Genomic DNA, 18,169 nt, shown 5'->3' on the forward strand with positions numbered 1-18,169 from the left:
GGGTAGAGATGTCACGCAGAACGGCAGGGCAGCCGGTGGATCTCCGCAAGGAGGTCGCCGCGCTCCTCGGGACCGAGCTGGGCCCCGAGGACGACGACGCGAACCTCTTCGGACTGGGCTTGCAGTCCCTCCAGTTGATGTACCTGGTCAACTTGATGAACCGGTCCGGCGCGGGCGTCGACTTCACCGAGATGGCCCAGGACCCGCGGCTCCGGGCCTGGTACGGACTGCTCGCCTCGCGCGGGGCGGCGGCGGGCGGACCGGAGCTCGGGGAGGAGCCGGGGCCCGGCCCGGTCGCTCCCGTCGACGAGGGCGCGCCGTTCCCGCTGACCGCCGTGCAGCAGGCCTACTGGATCGGCCGCGGCGCCGACCGGCCGCTCGGCGGCGTCGGGTGCCACGCGTACCTGGAGATCGACACCCAGGGCGCGGTGGCGGACCGCCTCGAGCGGGCCGTCGTCGCTCTCGTCCGCCGGCACCCCATGCTGCGCGCCTCGTTCGCGGACGACGGAACACAGCGGATCGCCGAGAACGTCACCTGGCCGGGCCTGACGGTCCACGACCTCACGGAGCTCCCGGCCGGGGCCGCCGAAGACGCGCTGCTGAATCTGCGGGAACGTCTCTCCCACCGGGTGCTCGACGTCGCCGCGGGCGAGGTGCTCGACGTCCGGCTGAGCCTCCGCCCCGGCGGGGCGCAGCGCATCCACGTCAACGCCGACCTGTTGGTCGCCGACGTGCACAGCATCCGAGTGCTGCTCTCCGAACTGGCGGCGCTCTACGCCGATCCCGCGAGCACCACGGAACCGCGGTACACCTTCCCGCAGTATCTCGCCGACACCGCCGCGTCCCGGGCGGCCGGACGTGAGCGGGCGCGCGAGTACTGGCAGCGGCGCCTGCCGGAGCTCCCCGGCGGGCCCGCCCTCCCGCTGGCGGTGGACCCCGGCGAGATCGGCGTGCCGCGTTTCGTCCGGCGGGCCCACACTCTGACTCCCGGGGAGTGGCGGGCCCTTCAGCGTCGGGCCGCCGAACACGGCATGACCCCGGCCGTGTTACTGGTCACCGCCTTCTCCGAGGTCCTCGCGCGATGGAGCGGACAGCAGAGGTTCCTGCTCAACATCCCGCTGTTCGACCGCGATCAGGACCTCCATCCCGACATCGAGCGCATCGTGGCCGACTTCACCAGCCTGCTGCTCCTCGAGGTCGACCTGCCCGCGGACGCCGGCTTCGCCGACCGGGCCCGCGCGATCCAAACACGTCTGCACGACGACGTCGGCCACGCCGCGTACACGGGCGTCGACGTGCTGCGCGACTTCGTCCGCACCGACACCGGAACCCCGCGCACGGCGCCGGTGGTCTTCGCCTGCAACCTCGACGCCCCGCTGGTGCCCGACGACTTCGCCGCCCGCTTCGGCGAGCTGTCCTGGATGGTCTCCCAGACCCCCCAGGTCTGGCTCGACCACCAGGTGTACGGCACCCGCGAAGGTGGTCTGCTGCTGGCCTGGGACGTCGTCGAGGCGCTCTTCCCGGAGGGCGTGACCGCCACCATGTTCGCGGCGTACACCGGCCTTCTGCGGCGCCTGGCGACCACCGACTGGAGCTTCCCGCCGGACATACCCCTGCCCGAGTCCCAGCTGCGATGTCGCACCGAGGTGAACTCCGCTACCCGGCGGGAGAGCGGTCGTCTGCTGCACCAGGCGTTCTTCGAGCGGGCGGCCGACCGGGCCGAAGCCCTCGCGCTGCTGTGGGGAGAGGACGGCGGGCTCACTCACGGCGAACTGGCGGACCGCGCGCTGCGCGTGGCCGGCGCGCTCGCCGCACGGGGAGTCGGACCGGGCAGCCCGGTCGTCGTCACCGCGCCCAAGGGCCCCGACCAGATCGCGGCGGTGCTCGGCGTCCTGGCCGCGGGCGGCACATACGTACCCGTCGGCGTCGACCAGCCCACCGAGCGCCGGGACCGCATCCACGCACTGAGCCGCTGCGTGCTCGTCCTGGACGGCACCGGGGCGCCGGCCCCGGCGGGTGCCGCGGCCCCCCGCCTGCCCCTCGACGAGGCCCTCCGGGCGGCGCCGCTGGACGCCCCCGTGGAGGTGTCCGTCGACGAGACCGCGTACGTCGTCTTCACCTCCGGTTCCACCGGCACGCCCAAGGGCGTCGAGGTCAGCCACCGTGCCGCGGTGAACACTGTCGAGGACATCGACGAGCGGTACGGTCTGGGACCGGCGGACCGTGTCCTGGCGGTCTCCGCACTGGACTTCGACCTCTCCGTGTGGGACGTCTTCGGCCCACTCGCCGAGGGCGGCGCCCTGGTGCTGGTCGACGAGGCCGACCGACGCGACGCCCACCGCTGGCTCGCGCTCTGCGAGCGCCACGCCGTCACCGTGTGGAACTCCGTTCCCGCGTTGATGGACATGCTCCTCACCGCGGCCGACGGGGCGCCTCTTCCGGCGCCCCTGCGCCTCGCGCTGCTCTCCGGCGACTGGATCGGCCTCGACCTGCCCGGGCGGCTGGACCGCGCGACGGACGGCCGGTGCCGGCTGGTCGCCCTCGGCGGCGCCACGGAGGCCGCTATCTGGTCCAACGCGCACGAGGTGACCGCCGTGCCCGCGCACTGGCGCTCCATCCCGTACGGCAGGCCGCTGGCCAACCAGCGGTTCCGGGTCGTCGACCCGTACGGTCGGGACTGCCCGGACTGGGTGCCCGGAGAACTGTGGATCGGCGGAACGGGCGTGGCGCGGGGATACCGAGGCGACCCCGAGCTGACGAGGGAACGTTTCCCCCGGACATCGCACGGTCGCTGGTACCGCACCGGCGACCAGGGACGCTACTGGCCTGACGGCACGCTCGAGTTCCTGGGCCGCATCGACCACCAGGTCAAGATTCATGGCTTCCGGGTGGAGCTGGGCGAGATCGAGGCGGTGCTGCGGGCCCACTCCGGGGTCTCGCACGCCCTCGCCGTCGTCGTCGGTGACCGTACGCGGGAGATCACGGCGGCCTTCCTGCCCGCCCCGGCGTCCGCACCCGCCTCGGGCAGGCCCCGGACGCCGGGAGGTGCCGACGTCCGGGGGCGGGAAGCCCGGGAGCAGGAGGCGGAGCTGACCGAGACGCTTCTCGCCGCGCTGCTGAACCCTCTGCTCGGCCCCGGTGAGCGGCCCGTCGAGGTGAGCGCGCTGCCCGTGGCGGAGACAGGCCGCCGACTGTTCGCCGGCTGGCTGGAATTCCTCCGGGAACGGCAGGTCCTGACCCGCTCGGCCGGGGCTGTGGCCCGCGGCCCCCGCTGGGCCGTGGTCCGCGACGGGGCACGGGCCGGCGCGCTGCGCGACCGGATCGCCGGTAGCCGTCTCCAGCAGGTCGTGGACGGCTGGGCCGGGGCCATGCCCCTGCTGTCGGCGGTGCTCGCCGGCACCGCCGGCACCGACGCCCTGGCCGATGACCCCGTTCTGTCCCCCGACGGGCTCGCGCTCCTGCTGCCGGGCGTCGGCGCATGTCTGGACGCCCTGGCGCAGGAGGTGCAGGCCCTGTACGACGAGGGCGGCCGGCCGCTCGACGTCGCCGAGTGGGCGGGCGCGGGCGGCCGGAGCGCGGCGGCACTGCTGGAGCGGCTGAAGCCCGGCACGGTCGACTACGTACTGCTCGACGAGCGGGAGGACCGGATCGCCGCCGCCGAGGCCCGGCTCGCCGGTTCCGGGCACCGGGTACGGACGGCCCGGCAGGACACCTTCGCCGTACCCGAGCCGAGACTCGCCGCGTTCGACGTTCTCGTGGCGAACGACGCACTGGGCCGGGAGCGGGATCCGGACTCCGCGGCGCGGGTGCTGGCCCTACTGGGCAGGCCTGGCAGCCGGGTGTTCCTCGTCGCGAGGGAGACGGCCTCCCCCCTGGCGGTCCCCACGGTGCCCGCCGCGTCCCCGGCCGCCGACGCGCACCTGTGGCTGACAGCCCTGGAACGGGCCGGGTTCACCCACGTCGAGCCGGCCAGGCGCGAGCCCGACGGCGTGGCACTGATTACCGCCCGGCGCCCGGCCGCGGACGACGCCGGGCGTGCCGCCGAGCCGTCGGCGCTGCGTTCCTGGCTCGCCGACCGGCTCCCGGCCCACATGATCCCCGGCTCCCTCGTCGGGCTCGCCGAACTGCCGTTGAGCGTTAACGGAAAGGTGGACCGGAAACGGGTGGAGCGGGCCCTCAGGCACGCCACCGTCCTGGCCGAGGGCGTCGACGACCCCCCACGAGGTCCCGTGGAGGAGGTCGTGGCTGAGCTCTGGGGAGGTGTGCTCGGCACGCCCGTCACCGCGCGAGGCGCGGGCTTCCTCGCCCTCGGCGGGGACAGCGTGACGGCGACCCGTCTGGTGGCCGCCGTCCGCGGCCGGCTGGGCGTGGAGCTGCCGATGCGCGACGTCCTGCGGGCCCCGACCGTGGCGGGAATGGCCGCGCTGGTGAACGAGCTGAGGGCACGGCGCGGCCTGGACCAGGATGTGGGCGACGACGCTCCCGCAGGAGCGTCGGGCGGCCCGTCCGAGACGTTCGAGGAGGGTGAGCTGTGATCCCGGCGGACCACCGCGCGTCCTCCGCGCCACGGGTCTTCTCCCGGCGCGCGCACGCGCGCTTCCGGCTCGTCTGCTTCCCCCACGCCGGTGGCGCCGCGGGCGCTTACCGCGGCTGGTCCCTCGACGCCCCCTGGGACGTCGAGGTGCGCGCGGTGCAGTACCCCGGTCACGGCGACCGCTTCGACGAGCGGGCCGCCACCGACATGGAGAGCCTTCTGGACGATCTCGTCCCCGGACTGATCACGGGGTTCACCGACGAAGAGTTCGCCTCCTGCGTTCTCTTCGGGCACAGCATGGGCGCGTCCGTGGCCTACGAGGCCGCGCGCAGGCTCGCCCTGACCGGCCGCCCGCCGGCGGCGCTCGTCGTCTCCGGCCAACCCGCCCCGCAGCGGTCCCGGGGCGGCGATCTCCACCGCGCCACCGACGCCGAACTCCTCGCGGACCTGCGAAGACTCGGGGGCACCGCCCGGGACGTCATGGACGACGACGCGCTGCTGGAGGCCCTGCTGCCCGCCATCCGCAGCGACTACCGGGTCATCGAGACCTACCGGCCGTCGCCCGGAAAGGAGCTGGCCATCCCGGTGACCGTGCTGTACGCCGCCGACGACCCGGAGGTCACCGCGGAGGAGGCCGCCGCCTGGGGCGAGGCCACTGCCGGACCCTGCGAGGTGGAGGTCTTCACGGGCGGCCACTTCTATCTGGAGGGCCGGCGCGCGACCGTGCTTCCGCGCGTCTTCGAGGCGGTACGGGCGGCACTGCCCGGGACCGCCACCGCCTGGCCGTCCACACCGTGACGCGCCGTCGGACGACGGCGGCCGCACACCACTTCCATCAACGGACAGAGAGGATCCCCATGCTGGAGGGCTGCGTGCCCTGGCCCGAATCGGTGGCCCGCACGTACAGGGAGCAGGGGTACTGGACCACGGACGTTCTCGGTACCTGGACCGCGCCCGCACCGGAACAGCGGTCCGCGACAGCGCTGGTGACGGCGTCCGGCGCCGTGACCCACGAGGAACTCGACCGGGCGGCCGACCGCATGGCCGCGGGTCTGTTGCACGCGGGCCTGGTGCCCGGCGACCGGGTCGTCGTGCAACTCCCCAACGACGTGGACCTCGTGGTGCTGAGCCTGGCACTCTTCCGGACCGGCATCCTGCCGGTGTACGCCCTGCCCGCACACCGCTCGACCGAGATCACCCACCTCGCCGAGACGTCCGGGGCCGTGGCCTACGTCTGCCCGGAACGCGTCCTCGACTGCGACTTCCGGCTCGTCGCCCGGGAGGTGCTCGACCGCGCGGAGAGTCTCGAGCACGTCTTCGTATCCGGTGACCCGGGCAAGTACACCGCTCTGTCCTCCCTCGACGCCGATCCCGTCGCCCTGCCCGCGCCGGATCCCGAGGACGTCGCCCTGTTCCTCCTGTCCGGCGGCACCTCCGGACCGCCGAAGCTGATACCTCGGACGCACGCGGACTACGCGTACCAGCTGCGGGAGACAGCGAGGCTGTGCGGAGTCGGGCCGGACAGCGTCTATCTCGCGGCGCTGCCCGTGGAGCACAACTTCGCGCTCGGCTGCCCCGGCGTCCTGGGTACGCTCCGTGCCGGAGGAACGGCCGTGCTCGCCCCGGCGCCCACTGCTGACGTGTGTTTCCCGCTCATCGAACGCGCCGGAGTGACGATCACCTCGCTGGTGCCCCCGTTGGTGCCGCTGTGGCTCGACGCGGCGGAGTGGACGGACCACGGCCTGTCCTCGCTGCGGATCGTCCAGGTGGGCGGTGCCCGGCTCGCCCCGGAGACGGCCCGGCAGGTGCCGGAAGCCCTCGGCTGCACCCTTCAGCAGGTGTACGGGATGGCGGAGGGACTGCTCAACTACACACGGCTGGACGACCCCCAGGACGTGATCGTCCACACGCAGGGGCGACCGCTGTCCCCGGCCGACGAGGTGCGCGTGGTCCGGGAGGACGGGACCGAGGCCGGACCGGGGGAGACGGGCGAGCTGTTCACCCGCGGGCCCTACACCCTGCGCGGTTACTACCGCGCGGGGCGACGCAACCTCACCCGGTTCACCGAGGAGGGCTTCTACCGCACGGGCGACCTGGTGCGCCGCACCGCGGAGGGCTACTTCGAGGTCGTCGGCAGGACCAACGACGTCGTGAACCGGGGCGGGGAGAAGGTACCGACGCTGGAGGTGGAGGAGCACCTGCTCGCCGCCTTCCCGCTGCTGGGAGCCGCCGTGCTCGCCCTGCCCGACCCCCTGATGGGGGAGCGGACCTGCGCCTGCGTGGTTCCGAAGGACAGCGCGCACCCGCCGGCTCTGCGCGACGTGCAGGCCGCGTTCAAGGGCCGAGGAGTCGCCGCCTTCAAGGTGCCGGACCAGCTGGTGGTCCTGGAGCGGCTGCCGATGACCGGCGTCGGCAAGGTCGACAAGCGGGCCCTCCGCGCGCGCCTGGAGGCCTGAGGGAACCGCTGCCGCGGGTCCGGATCACCGGCCGTGCCAAGGCCGGCGATCCGGACCCGCGGTCATGTCGCCTTCCGGGCCCCGCCCGCCCGCGACAGCAGTCCGTCGACGATGGCCACCAGACCCTCGCGGTGGGTGTCCCGGGTGGTGATCTCGTCCCACCGGTCGGCGAGCGAGGCGAGCCGGGGGAACTCCTCCGGCGCCAGGGCGGCGAACGCCTTGTCCCGGTGCGGCGGCCGTTCCAGCCCCGCGTGGCGCCGTTCACGGTTCACCCGGATGGTGAGTTCGCCCGCCGTGTAGTACCAGATGACGCGGTAGGCGTAGACGGCCTCCTCCGGGCCGAGTCCGCACTGGACGCCGGCGTCGATCATGTTCTCCACGATCCACAGCGCGGACACGGCCATCAGGTCGTCGGAGGCGAGGATCTCCACGATCCATGGGCACTCGGCGAGGATGTCGTGCAGCGCCTGGCTCGCCGCGAGCAGCCGTTCACGCGGATCGGCGGGCAGCGGGGGGCGCGGGAACCGCTGGGCGTGGCGTTCGAGCAGCAGGAGCAGCAACTCGTCCTTGTCACGCACGTAGTGGTAGAGCGCCATCGCCGTGCTCGACAGCTCCTGCGCCAGCCGGCGCATCGACAGGCTCTCCGGCCCTTCCTCGTCCAGGATGTGCTGGGCGGCCGTGAGGATGGCCTCCTGGGACAGGCGGGGCGGACGGCCGGTCCGGCCGGTGCGTCGGGGCTGAGACGTCATCCGTGTGTCTTCCTGTTGCTCGTGCCGGGTGCGGAACGGGGCGTCGGTCGTGGGGCGGTGGCGGCCCGGCCCGCGTACGTGGTCGCCCGGCCATGCCGTCGGCCGGCGGCCTCAACGGGGGTGCCGGGCGGCCGGCGGCGACGTCGTGCCCGGCTCGCCGGTCGGAACCTCCGTCGTCCGCGCCGTCGCCTGCGGGAGGTGACGCACGATCCAGTCGGCGGTGTCCCTGGGGGGCAGCGTAGCCGCCATGACGTGGACGCCGGACGGGGCCCGGCCCCTCGTGACCTCGTGCGCCGTGATCGAGGCGATCACCCCCACCAGTCCGGTCACGTCGGTGCAGTGCAGGAGCGCGCTCCTGCGTACGGGGGTGCCGTCGGCCGCCAGTCCCTCGAGTGTGCCGTACAGGACCTGGTAGGGGAAGCTCCCGGCGGCGTCCCGCAGACTCGCCCTGGCCAGTTCCCGGGCGGCGGCCATGAGCGCCCCGCCGTCGCCCGCCGCCGGACCGCGCAGGGCGAACCGGTCCAGGAAGGCGGGCACACCGGGCCCCTTCAGCACCTCGTGCCAGCTGGCTTCCTCGAGTCGCAGGAGGTAGGCCTGTTGCCGGAGTTCCTCGGGGAGGCTCCGGCGGACGGCGACGGCATGGGCCGGCGGTGCCGCCGGCGGCGCGGACACCTGGGGCACGGGAGGGGCCGCCTCGTCCCGCGGGCCTTCGCCGGCCCGCGTACCGCAGTCCTGCGGATGCTCGTCGCTGGGGAGGTCGATCGCCCGGCGCTTGCCGAGCAGACAGGAGACCGCCGTATGGGGCGGGATGGCGCCGAGACCGCCCCACCAGCCGCTGAAGCGGGTCGCGGAGTCGAGCCCGTCGGCCAGCCAGCGCGGCACCCAGCCGGCCAGGGTGCCCGAAAGACCGGTGAAGAGTACGGCCGAGCACGGCCCCGCCGGAGTGCGCGAGCCGCCGTCGTCCGTCATGCCGACGTAGTGGACGCCGGCCGCGAGGACCGCGGCGCGGACCCGGCCGCGGAGCGAGAACGCGGTACCGGAGCAGTCGAGCACGGTGGCACAGCCGCGGGTGAAGTGCAGCATGCTCTGGCTGTCGTGGGTGTCGACCACTGCGGCCTCCGCGCGGTCTCCGAGCGTCCGGGCGAACCGCCAGGCCCGGTCGGCGGAGCGCCCGCCGATCCGCAGCCGGTAGCCGCCCTGGGCGGCGAGGAAACGGGCCGCGGTCGCGCCGACGCGCCCGTACCCGCCGAGGATCCCGATCAGGGGTGCCGTGTCGATGCTCATGCGTGTTCTCCGGGGTGTGTCGGACGCCCGCCGAGCAGTCCCTCGACGATGTCCTCCAGGGCCTTCCGATGGGTGTCCCGCGCGGTGAGCGAGGGCCAGCGGTCGGCGAGCGAGGTCAGACGGGGGAAGGCGTCGGGGGGCAGGGTGGCGAAGACCTGTTCGCGCTGAGGGGGGCGGGTCAGTTCGGCGTGGTGCCGGCGGCTGGTCGTGCGGATCAGGAGGACGCCGACCGTGAAGTGCCAGATGGCCTGATGTGCCTGAGCCGCCTCTTCCGGGGTGAGACCGCACTCGACGGCCGCGTCGAGGAGCGCTTCCATGACCCACAGCGCCGACACGGCCAAGAGGTCGGGAGAGGCCAGGATCTCGTTGAGCAGGGGGTACTGGGCGAGGGTGTCGTGGAGCAGCTGGGCGGCCGCGAGAAGTCTCTCGCGCGGGTCCTCGGGCAGGACCGGCCGGGCACGGCCCCGGGACCGGGTGGCGACCAGCAGGAGCAGCAGCTCGTGCCGGTCGCGCACATGGTGGTAGAGGGCCATCGGAGTGATGGACAGCTCCTTGGCGAGCCGTCGCATCGACAGTCTCTGGGGGCCCTCGCTGTCGAGGATGTGCAGCGCGGCCCTGACGATCGTCTCCTGCGAGAGGGGTGCGGACCGGCGCGCTCCGCCTCTGCGCCCGTTCCGGGGCTTCATCCCTGTTTCTCCCGTTCGAGTCGTGGAGCTGCCCGCTCACCGTTCCGGCCGCGGCCGGATCACTGCGTTGTGCTGGGCTCCTCGGGGCGGGGGTGACAACGACGAGAGCCCGGGCTACAGTTATTGTACGCGTATGACTTACAAGTATAAAAACTCTGGAGGTGCCATGAGGGAGTCGAGACGGAACCAGGGGCCGGGGCGGCCCGCGGTGGTGCCGGCCCGGGCGGCGGGGGGCACCGCCCCTGGATGAGACGGGCTCTGCCGAGCGCCGCCACGCGGTGCGGCGGACAGGGCCTGGGCGGCCCGGCCGACCCCCGTGCAAAAGCGCCGGGCCGCCTCGTATCGGCCGTCGTGGAGGCAATTGAATTCGGCCAGGAATCGCGTCGTGAAAAAGATTATCAGGTCAAGCCAAGGTAAAGACCCAACGATGCAATGAAATACTGTTGATGGGAGGAAGGGTCATAGGTAGAGTCCACCTCGGTTCGGCCGCTCTTGGGATTTCACGGGAGTCGCAGGGGTATTGAAGCCACCCGGGGAACGGTTAGTTTCGGGGGGTTACATCCTGTTGGAGGAAGGCTTCACAGGTATTCGCATGCCCGGATATCGCTCGGGCCTGCGCCTGGTAAAGCTGGTCGCCGCGTACGGTGTCGTCTTGTGGGGCTCTTCCGTGACGCGGGGTTGATATTCTCCTGTAATTATCCTCCGGGGGAACGGCCGAGTGTTTTCCGCCCTTGTAGTGGTCAATTTCGGTCAGTACCTCCGAGGAGGATGAACCGTGGTTTCCCTGTATCGGACAAGATTCGTGCGCACGAGTGTCGAGCCATTGGTCGCGGCAACTGCTCTCGCCGCCTCCGGCCTGTTCTCCACGTATGTCGTCTACGAAGCCGCGGACGGTTGGTCGGTGGCCGGCGGAGTGGCGGCGGAGATCATACTCAAACCGGACACCGTCCGCTGTACGAAGGACGGCACCACCGTCGAGCGTCCCTGGCGGGGCGACCCGTTGGCCCAGGTCCGTGAGTTCCTCGACGGCCTGGTCCTGGCCGACTGGCGAGCGTACGGCTGGAGCGCCTTCGAGCTCGCCTACGCCGTCGCCGGCCGCCCGGTCGACAACGACGTTCTGCTGCATCTCGTCGTTCCGCGTACGGAGACGCGTCTGTCGGGGAACCACGCCGTCGTGCGCGGTCTGGACCCCCGGGAGCTGAGCCTCACCGAGAAGACCCTGGCCAGCCTGGAACCGGTGGCGGACACCAGGGGCCGACCGGTCCGCGTGGACATCGAGGCCGGCGCTGACGCCTACCGCGACTCCGTGTCCACCGTCCTGGAACGCATACGCGCCGGTGGACTGCAGAAGGCCGTGGTCTCCCGGATCGTGCCCGTCACCTCCGACATCGACCTCCCGGCGAGCTACCTCGCCGGACGCCGCGCCAACACCCCGGCCCGCTCCTACCTGCTGAACATGGCAGGCGTCCAGGCCCTGGGCTTCAGTCCGGAGACCGTCGTGGAGGTCGAACCCGACGGCACCGTCTCCAGCCAGCCGCTGGCCGGCACCAGGGCCCTGACCGACGACGCGGACGAGAACCGGCGGCTGCGCGAGAACCTCCTCGCGGACCCGAAGGAACTCCACGAGCACGCCATCTCGGTCAAGGTCGCGGTCGACGAACTCGCCGGGCCCTGCAAGCCGGAGACGGTAGTCGTCCAGGAGTACATGGTGATCAAGGAGCGGGGCTCCGTGCAGCACCTGGCCTCCCGGGTGGTGGGCCGGATGCCGCGGCAGGCCGGTCCCTGGGACGCCTTCGCCGCCGTCTTCCCCGCCGTCACCGCCTCGGGCGTGCCCAAGCACTCCGCGTACGACGCCATCTCGGCCGTCGAACCACGCGAACGCGGCCTCTACGCGGGCACGGTGATGACGCTGGCCCAGGACGGCTCCATGGACGCCGCGCTCGCCCTGCGCAGCGTCTTCCGCAGCAACGGCGAGACCTGGCTGCAGGCAGGCGCCGGCATCGTCGAACAGTCCGAACCCGAGCGGGAACTGGAGGAGACCAGGGAGAAGCTGAGGTGTGTGGCCGACTGTCTGGTGGCGCCCGCGACCGAGCGCGGAGCACAGGCGCCGGACACCGCGCCCGACGAGCGTCTGTACGTCTGAATCACTGGCAGACACGGTCCGGTGACCGTGACCACGATCTCAGGAGGCGACAGGGCAATGCCGATAGCGGGGGAGCCCTTGAAAGTGCAACTGCTCGGACCGGTCCGTGCCTGGCGGCACGGCGGAGAAGTCGTCCTCGGGCCGCCCAAGCAGCGAGCCGTGTTCGCGCTGCTCGCCGGCCGGGCGAACGACGTCGTGAGTGTGGATCACATCATCGACGCGGTGTGGGGCGGAGACATCCCGCAGACGGCGGCCAACGGCGTCCACACCTACGTGGCGGGGCTCCGCCGGATCCTCGAGCCGGAGCGCAGCAGACGGGAGAGCGGCGATCTGCTGATCTCGACCGCCGGCGGCTACGCCCTGCAGACCGATCCCGGGGCGGTCGACGCCACGCTCTTCGCCCGCCGCCACGCCCAGGCGCGGCGCGCACGCGCGGAAGGCAGGCTCCAGGAAGCGCTGGACACCGCCGAATCCGCACTGTCCCTGTGGCACGGGGAGGCGCACTCCGGCGTTCCCGGACCGTTCGCGGCGATGGAGCGGACGCGGCTCCAGGACCTCCGGCTCACGGCCGTCGAGGAGTGGGCCGCCGACATGCTGGCGGCGGATCGCCCCGTGGAGGCGGTCACCGTGCTGCTCGGTGCCGTGGCCGAGGAGCCGCTGCGTGAGAAACTGCGCTGCCTGCTGATGACGGCGCTGTACCGCTGCGGACGTCAGGCACACGCCCTGGAGGTCTACGCCGAGACCCGGCGGTTGCTGCGGCACGAACTCGGCATCGACCCCAGTGCCGAACTGCGCACGCTGCACCAGCAGATCCTGACCGGCGGCCCGGTCACCTCGAGCCGGGCCGCCCGCACGGGCACCGTCGCCACCGCGAGCGACCCGGCGTCCGCCCCGGAGCCGGCCACGCCCCGTATGGTGCTCGCTGAGACGCCCAGACCCGCACAGCTTCCCCCGGTGGCAAGGGGGTTCGTCGGGCGCACCCAGGAGCTGGTGCAGCTGGCACGGCTGCTCACCGAGAACGACAGGTGGGGGGCATCCACCCCCATCGTCGTCATCGACGGCCCGGCCGGAGCGGGCAAGAGCGCCTTCGCGCTCGAACTGGCCCACCGGCTGGCGAAACACTTCCCGGACGGGCAGCTCTACGTCGACCTGTGCGGGACGAGCATGGAGGGCCGTTCGCTGAGCGCCTCCGAGGCCCTGCTCCAGGTGCTGCGCAGCCTCGGGGTGGACGACGCCCGCATTCCCGCGGACGCGGCGAGCCGCGCGACGCTGTACCGGAGTCTGCTATACGGCAAGCGCGTCCTCGTCATGCTCGACGACGTGCTCAGCGCCGACCAGTTGCGGCCGCTGATCCCGGGCGGCTCCTCCTGTGTGCTCAGCACCGGCCGGCAGCGCCTGGGCGGCCTCGCCGTCCGTGACGGTGCGCATCTGCTGCGGCTCGACCCGCTCGGCACCCAGGATGCCCTGGCACTGCTCCGCTGTCTCAGCGGGGACCGGCTGCGACGTCAGGAGACCGTGGCCAGGCGGCTGGTGGGGCTCTCCGGCGGGCGGCCCCTGGCACTGCGCATGATGGCCGAGACGCTCGCGGCCAACCCGGACGTGCCCCTTGCGGCACTGGTCGAATACTTCGCCGAGGAACACGGCCGGCTCGACCGGCTGGCGTCCGGAGGTGACGCCTCCACCAGCCTGCACGCCCTGTTCGAGACGTCGTACCAGGCGCTGCCCGTTGAAGCGGCGCGGATGTTCCGGCTCCTCGGGCTCCTCAGCGACGAGTCGATCACCGTGTCGGCGGCGGCCGAACTGACCGGCACGACCAGGTCGGAGGCGGCCGGGACGCTGATGCTGCTCGCGCGCCGCCATCTGCTCGTCGAGACCGGCCGGGGCACGTACCGGTTCCACGAGCTGATGCGGCTCTACGCGGCCGAGTGCGCCGAACGGGAGCCGCTGACCCACCGCAGCGCCGCTGTCGCACGTCTGCTGCAGGCGACCGCCTCGGTCGCCTGACGGTCGTCCCGCCGGGACGACGGCGGAACGTCCGCACCCGTCCGGTGTGCGGACGTTCCGGCACCGCGCGGCGCACCACGTCCGAGGCAGCGCGCCGGCCGCCGTGGGTCCGGGGCACACGCGTGCCCGGGGCCGGCGGGCCGGTCCCCGACGGGACGCCGCGGGCGTTAGAGACCGTTCAGAGCATCTGTAGGCGGCTGGAGCAGAGTGGTCGCCATGGACGGTAATCAGGTGGCATTACTCCTCTTCGACCTCGCGTTCATCCTCGTCCTGGCCCAGGGACTCGGGCACATGGCCACTCGGATCGGACAACCACCCGTGGTGGGCGAGATCCTCGCCGGCGTGCTCCTCGGGCCGACCCTCCTCGACGGGGCGGTCTCCGACATCCTGTTCCCGCGCGAGATACGGCCGCTGCTGAGCGCGATGGCCGACGTCGGCGTCACCCTGTTCATGTTCGGAGTAGGACTGGAGATCGAACGCCAGGCGCTGCGCGGCCGAAGGCGGATGGCCGCGGTCGTCAGCCTCGGATCGACGGCGGTGCCGTTCGTCCTCGGCACCGGACTCGGCTACCTCCTGCTGCGGAACCACGAGACCGACCAGAAGGCCGCGTTCATCGTCTTCATAGGCCTGGCCGTGTCCGTGACGGCCTTCCCCGTACTGGCGAGGATCCTCTCCGACCGCCGGCTCGCCGTCACCACGCTCGGCGGCATCGCACTGGCCTCCGCGGCCCTCGTGGACATCGTCGCCTGGGCCGCCCTGGCCGGAGTGCAGGCCGCGATCGGAGGCGGGGGCGCCCACTGGCGGGTGGCCCTCATGATCCCGTTCGTCCTGGTGCTGGCCCTGGTCGTACGCCCCTGGCTGCGCCGCCGCACGCTCCCGGGCGACGGCCGCGCGCCCGGGGCGTCCTGGTGGTACGCGCTGGTGCTGATCGGCGCCCTGCTCTGCGGCGCGGCCACCGAGGCCATGGGCATGCACTACATCTTCGGTGCCTTCCTCTTCGGCCTGATCATGCCGCGCGAGGGCGCGGACCGGCTGCGTGCCGACCTCATGCAGCGCACCCGCACCGTGACCTCCGTGCTCCTTCCCGTCTACTTCGTCGTCGCCGGACTCAAGGTCGACCTCAGGGGGTTCGGCTGGGCGCAGTCCGCCGAACTGGCCGCCGTCCTGCTGGTCGCCGTGCTCGGCAAGTTCGGCGGGACGTACCTGGGTGCCCGGAGCACGGGGCTGCCCGCCAGGGCCGCCACGGCGCTCGCCGCGCTGATGAACACCCGCGGCCTCACCGAGTTGGTCATCCTCGGCGTCGGACTCCAGGCCGGGCTGCTCGACGGCGGGCTGTACTCCCTGCTGGTCGTCATGGCACTGGTGACCACGGCGATGACCGGTCCTCTGCTGACCCGGACGTACGCGAAGCCCGTTATCGTGCCGGACACCACGCCCGGACCGCCGGCCCGCTCCGCCTCCGTCACCCCCGCCGCATAGCGGAAGCGGGGCAAGGACAAGAAGGAGACGCAGACATGCTCTCGGCCGAACTCCGGGAATCAGTCCGCCCCGACAGCCGCCGTCGGGACCGCCCGGCCGGGTCGGACCGGACACTCGACGGACTCTTCACCCGGGCCGCCCGGCGCCACACACGGGCCGTCGCGGTACGCGAGGGGCCGTACACCCTCTCGTACGGCAAGGCCGACCTCCTCTCCGCCCAGCTCGCCACGGCGCTGCTGAGCGCCGAGGTGCAGCTGGGGGACCCGGTCGTCGTGCACTGCGCCGACCACCGGCAGGCGCTCGTGGCCCACTTGGCGGTCATCAAGGCGGGCGGGGTCTGCGTCCCCGTGCCCCGCGACCTGCCCGCCGGACAGACCCGGCGAATCGCCGTCGTCAGCGGCGCCGGCACGGTGCTGTGCGGCCGCGCGACCCAGAAGGCGTGGCAGCACGACAACTGCCGGCGACGGCTCGTCCTGGACGACCCCGAGCTGTGGAAGCGGCTCGGGGCGCGCCCCGTCGACCGGGCGCTGCCGCGCTCCGCACCCGCCGAGCCCGCTTATCTGCTGGCGGCCGGGGAGAACGGGGCCTGGAACTCGGGACACCTCGTGGACCACCGGGCGTGGCTCCTGGCGATGGCCGCCAGGGCCGCGCAGATCGGCCCCGGCGGCCGGTCGGTCGCCGTCGCCGAACCCCCCACCGGGCCGGCCACCCTGTCCGCGATGTGGTGGGCCTTCGGATCGGGCGTCACCCTGCACGCGCGGACCGGTGGACCCGTCGCGGGCCTCGACGGGGGCGTCGCGGTGTACGACTCGGAGGAGTACGCGCGGGCGCTCGACGGCCTGGCGCGGGAACCCCGCCCACCGCGGCCCGGGCTGGTCCTCCTCGTGGGCGCCCCCTGCGTGCCCGAACTCGTGGCCCGGCACGTCGAGATCCTGCCCACCACGGCCCTGCGCGCCGAATTCGCGCCCGGCGGGAGCGTGCTGCCGTGGGGGGTGAGCACGTACCCGGCGGGACAGGGCACGCCCCCCGGCGGCAGCCCGGTGATCGGGGCGGCCCCCGGTGTGCGGCTGAGCGTGCGCGGCACCCTCGGGGAGCACCTCCGCACCGGGCAGGCGGGAGAGGTGTGCGCCCGGGGGCGGGCTCTGCCCTTCGACCTCATCGGCTCCGGCTCCGACCCCGTCCCCGGCCGCGGAGGAGCCTTCCTCCGTTCCGGCTTCGCCGGACGGCGGAACCCGGACGGGGGCGTGGTGCTCACGGGCCTCAGCGGCGCGGGCACTCGCCAGGACCGCACGGGCGGAGAGGACGAGGAGGCCGCGGCCCGGCGGGCCGCGGCCTCCGTGTTCTTCAGGCCGGCGCGCCGGGCCGGGCCGTGATCCACTGCCACTGGGTGTACGAGTCCCAGCCGAACTGCGCCCCGTGCCGGGCGCCGTTGCCCGAGGCGCCGAAGCCGCCGAAGGGCACCACCGCCTGGTGGTTGACGGTCTGATCGTTGATGTGGATCATGCCCGTCCGCAACCGGTCGGCCAGCCGGAGCCCTCGCTCGAGCGAACCCGTCCGAACAGCCGCCACCAGGCCGTACTCGGTGTCGTTGGCGACGGCCACCGCCTCCTCCTCGTCCCGGACGACGACGACCGGCGCCACCGGGCCGAAGATCTCCTCGGTGAAGGCGGGCATGTCGCGCGTGATCCGGGTGAGCACGGTCGGCGGGTAGAACGGCCCGTCCGGGACGCCTCCGCACCGCACTTCGGCACCGCCCGCGACGCTGTCGCGGACGATCGCGTGGGTGCGCCGCAGTTGACGGGCGTCGATCACCGGGCCGAGGTCGACCGGGCCGGTCCACGGATCGCCGACGGTGAGCCGCCGGGCCTCCTCCACCAGCCGGCGTACGTACTCCTCGGCGACCGACGTGTGCACGACGTGCCGTCCGGCCGCCATGCAGATCTGGCCCTGGTGGAAGAAGGACGCGAAGGCGCCCGCCGCGGCGGCCGTTTCCAGATCGGCGTCGTCGAGCACGATCAGCGCGTTGTTGCCCCCGAGTTCCAGTGAAACCCGCTTGAGGGCCCGCCCCGCCGCGGCTCCCACCTCCCGGCCGACCGCGGTGGAGCCGGTGAAGGACACCATCGCCACGGCCGGGTCGGACGTCAGCGCGCCGCCCGGGACCGCGTCGCCCGGCAGCACGTGCAGAACACCCTCCGGGAGCCCCGCCTCCTCGAACAGACGCGCCACGACAAGGCCGCCGGAGACCGGTGTACGGACATCCGGCTTGAGGACCACGGCGTTGCCCAGGGCGATCGCCGGGGCCACCGAACGCAGGGCGAGCAGCAGCGGTACGTTCCACGGGCTGATCACCCCGACCACGCCGAGCGGCACCCGGCGGGCCACGCTCGACCGGTCCGGTCCGCAGGGCAGGACCTGGCCGTGCGGCTGGGTCGGCAGCGCCGCCGCCTGCAGGAGTTCCTCCGCCGCGTCCGCGATCTCGGTCTCCGCCTTCGCCCGTACCGCACCACCCTCGCGGACCAGCCACTGGACGACCTCCGCACGGTGTTCCTCCAGCACGGACGCCGCACGCCGCAGGACGGCCGCGCGGGTGGCGGCGGGCAGGGCGCCCCACGCCCGCTGGGCCCGTGCCGCGCCGACCGCGGCACGGGCGACGTCCGCCGCGTCGGCGACACCGACCTGGGCGAGCGTTCTCCCGGTCGCCGGTTCGACCACCTCGGCGACGGCGTCGCCGGACGCGGGCCGCCAGCCGTCGCTGAACACCGTCCCGGCCAGCCCCGCCGTGTCGACCAGGGTCGTCATGGTTTCCTCCTGACGTTCGGATGGGTTCTCACCTG

11 protein-coding genes are annotated in these 18,169 nt (G+C 73.0%); 7 read left to right on the top strand and 4 right to left on the bottom strand.

The annotated features are described in order from the left end of the window. Window positions 1-8: 8 nt before the first annotated feature. Genes AC0VYN_RS08860 through AC0VYN_RS08870 form a run of 3 tightly spaced genes read left to right on the top strand, consistent with a single transcriptional unit; the run spans window position 9 to window position 6,990 of the window. Window positions 9-4,535 (top strand): amino acid adenylation domain-containing protein, encoded by a 4,527-nt coding sequence (locus AC0VYN_RS08860; protein WP_475535481.1) that lies wholly within the window; start codon window positions 9-11, stop codon window positions 4,533-4,535. Further along, window positions 4,532-5,332 carry a thioesterase II family protein gene (locus tag AC0VYN_RS08865; RefSeq protein ID WP_475535482.1) on the top strand — a complete coding sequence of 267 codons (801 nt, stop codon included), beginning with the start codon at window positions 4,532-4,534 and terminating at the stop codon, window positions 5,330-5,332. Before AC0VYN_RS08860 ends, AC0VYN_RS08865 begins: the two co-directional genes overlap by 4 nt. Before the next feature lie 59 nt (window positions 5,333-5,391). Then, a complete protein-coding gene (locus AC0VYN_RS08870) occupies window positions 5,392-6,990 on the top strand; it encodes a (2,3-dihydroxybenzoyl)adenylate synthase (RefSeq protein WP_475535483.1) in 1,599 nt (532 codons plus the stop codon). Between the two features lie 62 nt (window positions 6,991-7,052). Here the strand turns inward: AC0VYN_RS08870 and AC0VYN_RS08875 are convergent, their stop codons facing one another. The 3 genes from AC0VYN_RS08875 to AC0VYN_RS08885 all read right to left on the bottom strand — a co-directional run bounded on the left by AC0VYN_RS08875 (window position 7,053) and on the right by AC0VYN_RS08885 (window position 9,709). Further along, window positions 7,053-7,739: a TetR/AcrR family transcriptional regulator gene (locus AC0VYN_RS08875; RefSeq protein WP_475535484.1), complete on the bottom strand. Its 687-nt coding sequence runs from the start codon at window positions 7,737-7,739 to the stop codon at window positions 7,053-7,055. Between the two features lie 111 nt (window positions 7,740-7,850). Next, entirely contained in the window at window positions 7,851-9,023 is a 1,173-nt protein-coding gene (locus AC0VYN_RS08880; protein ID WP_475535485.1) for a saccharopine dehydrogenase NADP-binding domain-containing protein, read from the bottom strand. Next, the gene (locus tag AC0VYN_RS08885) at window positions 9,020-9,709 is read right to left on the bottom strand and encodes a TetR/AcrR family transcriptional regulator (protein WP_475535486.1); all 690 of its coding nucleotides are present in this window, start codon (window positions 9,707-9,709) and stop codon (window positions 9,020-9,022) included. Before AC0VYN_RS08885 ends, AC0VYN_RS08880 begins: the two co-directional genes overlap by 4 nt. Before the next feature lie 775 nt (window positions 9,710-10,484). Between AC0VYN_RS08885 and AC0VYN_RS08890 the strand changes: the two genes are divergently transcribed. From AC0VYN_RS08890 to AC0VYN_RS08905, 4 genes are all read left to right on the top strand, one after another. Then, complete coding sequence (locus tag AC0VYN_RS08890; RefSeq protein WP_475535487.1) at window positions 10,485-11,852, top strand: salicylate synthase; 1,368 nt, start codon at window positions 10,485-10,487, stop codon at window positions 11,850-11,852. Between the two features lie 84 nt (window positions 11,853-11,936). Further along, window positions 11,937-13,856 (top strand): AfsR/SARP family transcriptional regulator, encoded by a 1,920-nt coding sequence (locus AC0VYN_RS08895; protein ID WP_475535488.1) that lies wholly within the window; start codon window positions 11,937-11,939, stop codon window positions 13,854-13,856. Window positions 13,857-14,072: 216 nt separating this feature from the next. Then, the gene (locus AC0VYN_RS08900) at window positions 14,073-15,335 is read left to right on the top strand and encodes a cation:proton antiporter (RefSeq protein WP_475535489.1); all 1,263 of its coding nucleotides are present in this window, start codon (window positions 14,073-14,075) and stop codon (window positions 15,333-15,335) included. Between the two features lie 35 nt (window positions 15,336-15,370). Then, window positions 15,371-16,708: an AMP-binding protein gene (locus AC0VYN_RS08905; protein ID WP_475535490.1), complete on the top strand. Its 1,338-nt coding sequence runs from the start codon at window positions 15,371-15,373 to the stop codon at window positions 16,706-16,708. Here AC0VYN_RS08905 and AC0VYN_RS08910 read toward each other — a convergent pair. Further along, complete coding sequence (locus AC0VYN_RS08910) at window positions 16,680-18,134, bottom strand: aldehyde dehydrogenase family protein (RefSeq protein ID WP_475535491.1); 1,455 nt, start codon at window positions 18,132-18,134, stop codon at window positions 16,680-16,682. The genes AC0VYN_RS08905 and AC0VYN_RS08910 overlap by 29 nt on opposite strands. Window positions 18,135-18,169 lie beyond the last annotated feature (35 nt).

Source organism: Streptomyces sp. 63XJN7_1_ISO-PGPR-S23-121 (genome assembly GCF_056173025.1).

Excerpts from the sequence above, each read along its gene's own strand:
- AC0VYN_RS08860 (WP_475535481.1), top strand. The coding sequence starts at position 9 with ATGTCACGCAGAACGGCAGGGCAGCCGGTGGATCTCCGCAAGGAGGTC.
- AC0VYN_RS08870 (WP_475535483.1), top strand. The coding sequence starts at position 5,392 with ATGCTGGAGGGCTGCGTGCCCTGGCCCGAATCGGTGGCCCGCACGTAC.
- AC0VYN_RS08875 (WP_475535484.1), bottom strand. The coding sequence starts at position 7,739 with ATGACGTCTCAGCCCCGACGCACCGGCCGGACCGGCCGTCCGCCCCGC.
- AC0VYN_RS08880 (WP_475535485.1), bottom strand. The coding sequence starts at position 9,023 with ATGAGCATCGACACGGCACCCCTGATCGGGATCCTCGGCGGGTACGGG.
- AC0VYN_RS08885 (WP_475535486.1), bottom strand. The coding sequence starts at position 9,709 with ATGAAGCCCCGGAACGGGCGCAGAGGCGGAGCGCGCCGGTCCGCACCC.
- AC0VYN_RS08900 (WP_475535489.1), top strand. The coding sequence starts at position 14,073 with ATGGACGGTAATCAGGTGGCATTACTCCTCTTCGACCTCGCGTTCATC.
- AC0VYN_RS08905 (WP_475535490.1), top strand. The coding sequence starts at position 15,371 with ATGCTCTCGGCCGAACTCCGGGAATCAGTCCGCCCCGACAGCCGCCGT.
- AC0VYN_RS08910 (WP_475535491.1), bottom strand. The coding sequence starts at position 18,134 with ATGACGACCCTGGTCGACACGGCGGGGCTGGCCGGGACGGTGTTCAGC.